This is a genomic window from Streptomyces sp. FH025, assembly GCF_017427025.1.
In the GTDB taxonomy this organism is placed as follows: Bacteria; Actinomycetota; Actinomycetes; order Streptomycetales; family Streptomycetaceae; genus Kitasatospora.
This window is the reverse complement of record NZ_JAFLNG010000750.1, coordinates 1-3547: the sequence shown is the minus strand read 5'-3', so window position 1 is coordinate 3547 and position 3547 is coordinate 1. Positions and strand designations below refer to the sequence as shown.

3 protein-coding genes are annotated in these 3547 nt (G+C 73.8%); all 3 read right to left on the bottom strand.

The window, feature by feature from the left end:
* Positions 1-1630 (bottom strand): condensation domain-containing protein (locus J0670_RS33230; RefSeq protein ID WP_207815913.1); only part of this gene is annotated, 1630 nt, incomplete at its 3' end.
* Positions 1631-1635: 5 nt separating this feature from the next.
* Positions 1636-2472, bottom strand: coding sequence for a hypothetical protein (locus J0670_RS33225; protein ID WP_207815911.1), 837 nt, complete (start codon positions 2470-2472; stop codon positions 1636-1638).
* A gap of 114 nt (positions 2473-2586) precedes the next feature.
* A partial coding sequence (locus J0670_RS40090; protein ID WP_279383114.1) for a phosphopantetheine-binding protein occupies positions 2587-3547 on the bottom strand: 961 nt, incomplete at its 5' end.

Sequence of the window (3547 nt, the reverse complement as noted above, 5' to 3'; positions counted from 1 at the left end):
TCCCGGTGAGGACGGCCTTCACCCGCGCGTGGATGAGCTGCCCGGTCAGCCAGGACGGGTCGTGCCCGGGGTCGAGCGGCAGGCAGACGGCGCCGGCCCGCCAGACGCCGAGGACCGCGGCGGCGGCTTCGGCCCGGGGAACGGCGACCGCCACCGTGTCGCCGGCGCGGACGCCGGCGCCGGCCAGCAGCGTGCGGACGGCCGCCGCGGCCTCGTCCACCTGCCGGTAGCTGACGGTGTGTCCGCCGTCGGCGACGGCCGGGGCGTCGGGGGACCGCCGCGCCCAGGTGCGGAACGCCTGGGGAACGGTCGGGTGCCCGGCCGGAACCGCCGTCCCGGCCGGGCCGTCGACGGCCCGGCGGTCGGCCTCGCTCCAGCCCGCCGTGTCGGCGAGCGGCCGGTCCGGGTCCTGCGCCGCCGCGACCAGCAGGGCGTCGAAGCGCTCCAGCAACGCCTCGACGTCGGCGCGGGCCAGCGTCTCGGAGTACCGGAACACGACCTCCGCCCGGGACGGCGAGCCGACCAGCTCCAGGTCGAACTTGCTGTGGGGGTTCTCGACCGTCAGCACCCGGGCCGCCATGCCGTCGACCGACAGCTCGACGGCCGGCGCCTCGGGCAGGAAGTTGAACAGGTGCCGGAAGAGCTGGGTCTGCCAGGACGTGCCGATCCCGGGGAGCTCCCCGGTCAGCTCGTCGACCGGGGTTTCGGCGTGCGCCATCGCCCCGAGGAACGCGTCGCGGGCCTGGCGCGCGAGGGCCCGGAAGCCCTCGGCGAGGTCCACCCGGATCCGGATCGGCACGACGTTGACGTGGTAGCCGATGGCGGCGGTGTTCGCCCCGCGGACGTTGACCGGGGAGCCGATGACGAGGTCGGGTCCGGCACCGTGCGAGGCGAGCAGGGCGGCGTACGCGGCCAGCATCACCGCACCGAGGGGTGCGCGCAGCGTGCGCTGCAGCTGCCCCGCGGCCTGCTGCGCCTCGACGGAGAGCGCCCGGCTCGCGCTCGCACCGGCCAGCTCGGGCTGCCGGCCGCGCGGGGTGCCGCACCACAGGTCGAGGCCGTCGGGCCGGAAGCCCTCCAGGGTCTGCCGCCAGTAGGCCAGGTCGGCCGGCTTGGGCTCGGGCTCGGCGAGGGCCGGTGCCGGCGCGGTGGCCTGCGCCGGCACCGGCCGTCCCGCCGCGATCGCGTCGTAGACCGGGATGAACGCCTGGAGGAAGAGGGCGACGGAGACCATGTCGAACACCAGGTGGTGCACCGCCACGCAGAGGACGTCGCCGTCCGGGTGGGCGGCGAGTCCGACTCTGACCAGGGGCTGCCCGTCGAGCCGGAAGGGGCGGTCGGTGAACGCCGTCAGGTCCCCCTCCAGGGAGCCGCCCGACAGGTCGAGCGGCTCGATGTCCACCGCGAACTCGCCCGCGGGGACGACCTCCTTGACCAGGTCCGCCCCGGTCGTGCGGTAGACGGTCCGCAGCACCTCGAACCGGCCGGCCACGATGGCCAGGGCCGCCCTCAGCACGTCCGGCCGGAGCCGGCCGCTCACCTGGAGGCCGAGCCCCAGGTTGTTGACCCCGGTCCCCGGGACCAGCTGCTCCAGCAGCCAGAGGGCCTTCTCTTTGCTCGAGGTCTTCATCTCGCTCAGAATTCGGCGCTGTCGAGCAGGGTGCGAACGGTGGAGGGGTCCCGCAGGAGGTCGACGTGGCCGATCTCCAGCTCGATCCGCCGGCCGAGCGACTTGGTGGCGTTGACGACCGTCGCCGCGCCGCCGCGCTCCAGTTCGGCGTAGTCGGACGAGGTGATGGAGAGGGAACCGCCCCAGGCCCGGCTCGGGTCGATCTGGGAGGCGGCGGAGAGCCACGTCATGTACGACTCGAAGAGCCGGACGACCTCGTCCCGGCGGGCCTCGGCGAGGCCGATCCGCTGGAAGGCGATGGAGGCCATCTCGCGGTAGAGGCCCACGATCTCGACGGCCGCGTCGAGCAGGCCGATCGACGGGGTTCCGACGATCTCGGCGGCGCGCTTGCGGGCGTGCTCCGCCTCGTCGGCGGTGAAGACCGGGCCGGCCAGCCCGATCATCTTGTGGATCTCCGACTCCAGCAGCTGCAGGTCGGTGACCTGCGCGTCGAAGAGGATCACCTTGGGTGCGGTGCCCTGCCGCTGCGCCAGGCGCTCGGCGATCTCCCCCGCGTAGACGCCGCCGACGCAGTAGCCGAGCACGGCCACCACCTCGTACGCGTCCCAGTCGCCGTCCCGCAGCCAGAAGTCGGTGTAGTAGTCACCGGCCGGCCGGTCTGCCAGGCGGACGGGCGGGGGCGTGGTCTGCAGGAAGCCGTGACCGGCCCAGGCCGGGCCCATCTTCTCGGCGAGGTCCTCGAACCCGGCCTCGCGGCGTCCGGCCGCCGGGAAGTCGACTCCGAGGATCAGGGACTTCGACGTGGGGGCGGTTATGACGCTCCAGGCGTTCTCGTTCGGCACTTTCTCATCCCGTCTTCGGAGTCGGATGGCTGGTTTTCCTGCGGTGCGGCCCGCGGAACTGATTGTCGAAAAACCTGTCGGACGCTCGCGCGGTTCCGGATTCCCAGGAACCTCTCACTGGTCCACGGCGCCTTCCCGGAGCGCCACCGTCAGCTCGCCGAGGAGGAACTCCGCGATCGCTTCCGGCCGATAGAGGTCATAGACGAAGCCCTCCGGCAGCTTAAGGCCGGTCAGCTCGCCGACACTTTCCCGCAGTTGAACGGCCGTCATCGAGTTCATTCCCATCTCGAAGACATCGCCGTTCGGGCGCACCGGATCGACCGTCGCGTAGCCGAGCATCGAGGCGATCTCCTGGCGGACCAGGTCGAGCAGCAGTTCCTGCCGCTCGGGCTGCGGGAGGGCGGCCAACTGCCGCAGCCAGGCGAGGTGCCTGGGCCCGTGGCCGGTGCCGTCCTCGCCCTGCGGGCCGTCCTGCGGGGCGAGTTCGCGTTCCCGTCGGCGCCACGTCGAGAGCTGTGCCAGCACCGTGCCGAGCGGCATGTCCTCCCGCAACGGCCCGGCCAGGCCCAGCACCTCGGCCAGGGCGGCCATGTCCCCGCCTTCCAGCGCGGCCCAGAACCGCTCCTCGCCCGGTGAGACGGAACCGGCCGCGGCCGGCCCGGCGTCGGGCCTGCGGGCCGGCGGCTGCGGCCAGTAGTGCTCCCGCTGGAAGGCGTACGTCGGCAGGTCGACGCGGCTCCCGCCGCCGAGGACGGCGGCCCAGTCCACGGGGACCCCGTGGACGTGGAGGGCGGCCAGGCCGGCCGTCCACGACCGCAGTCCCCCGTCGCCGCGCCGGAACGTCCCGGTGACGGCGGCCTCGGCCCGCAGGCCCCTGTCGTCCAGGGCCCGGGAGAGCGCCTCGGTGAGCACCGGGTCCGGGCTGACCTCGACGAACGCGGTGTACCCGCCGTCGATCAGGGCGTCCGCCAACTCCTGTGCCGGCAGGGCGTCCTGCGGGTCACCGGCCCAGTGGTCGGCGGCCAGGTCCGTGCCCTCCGCCCAGGCCATGGCCCGGGTGGAGAACAGCGGCAGC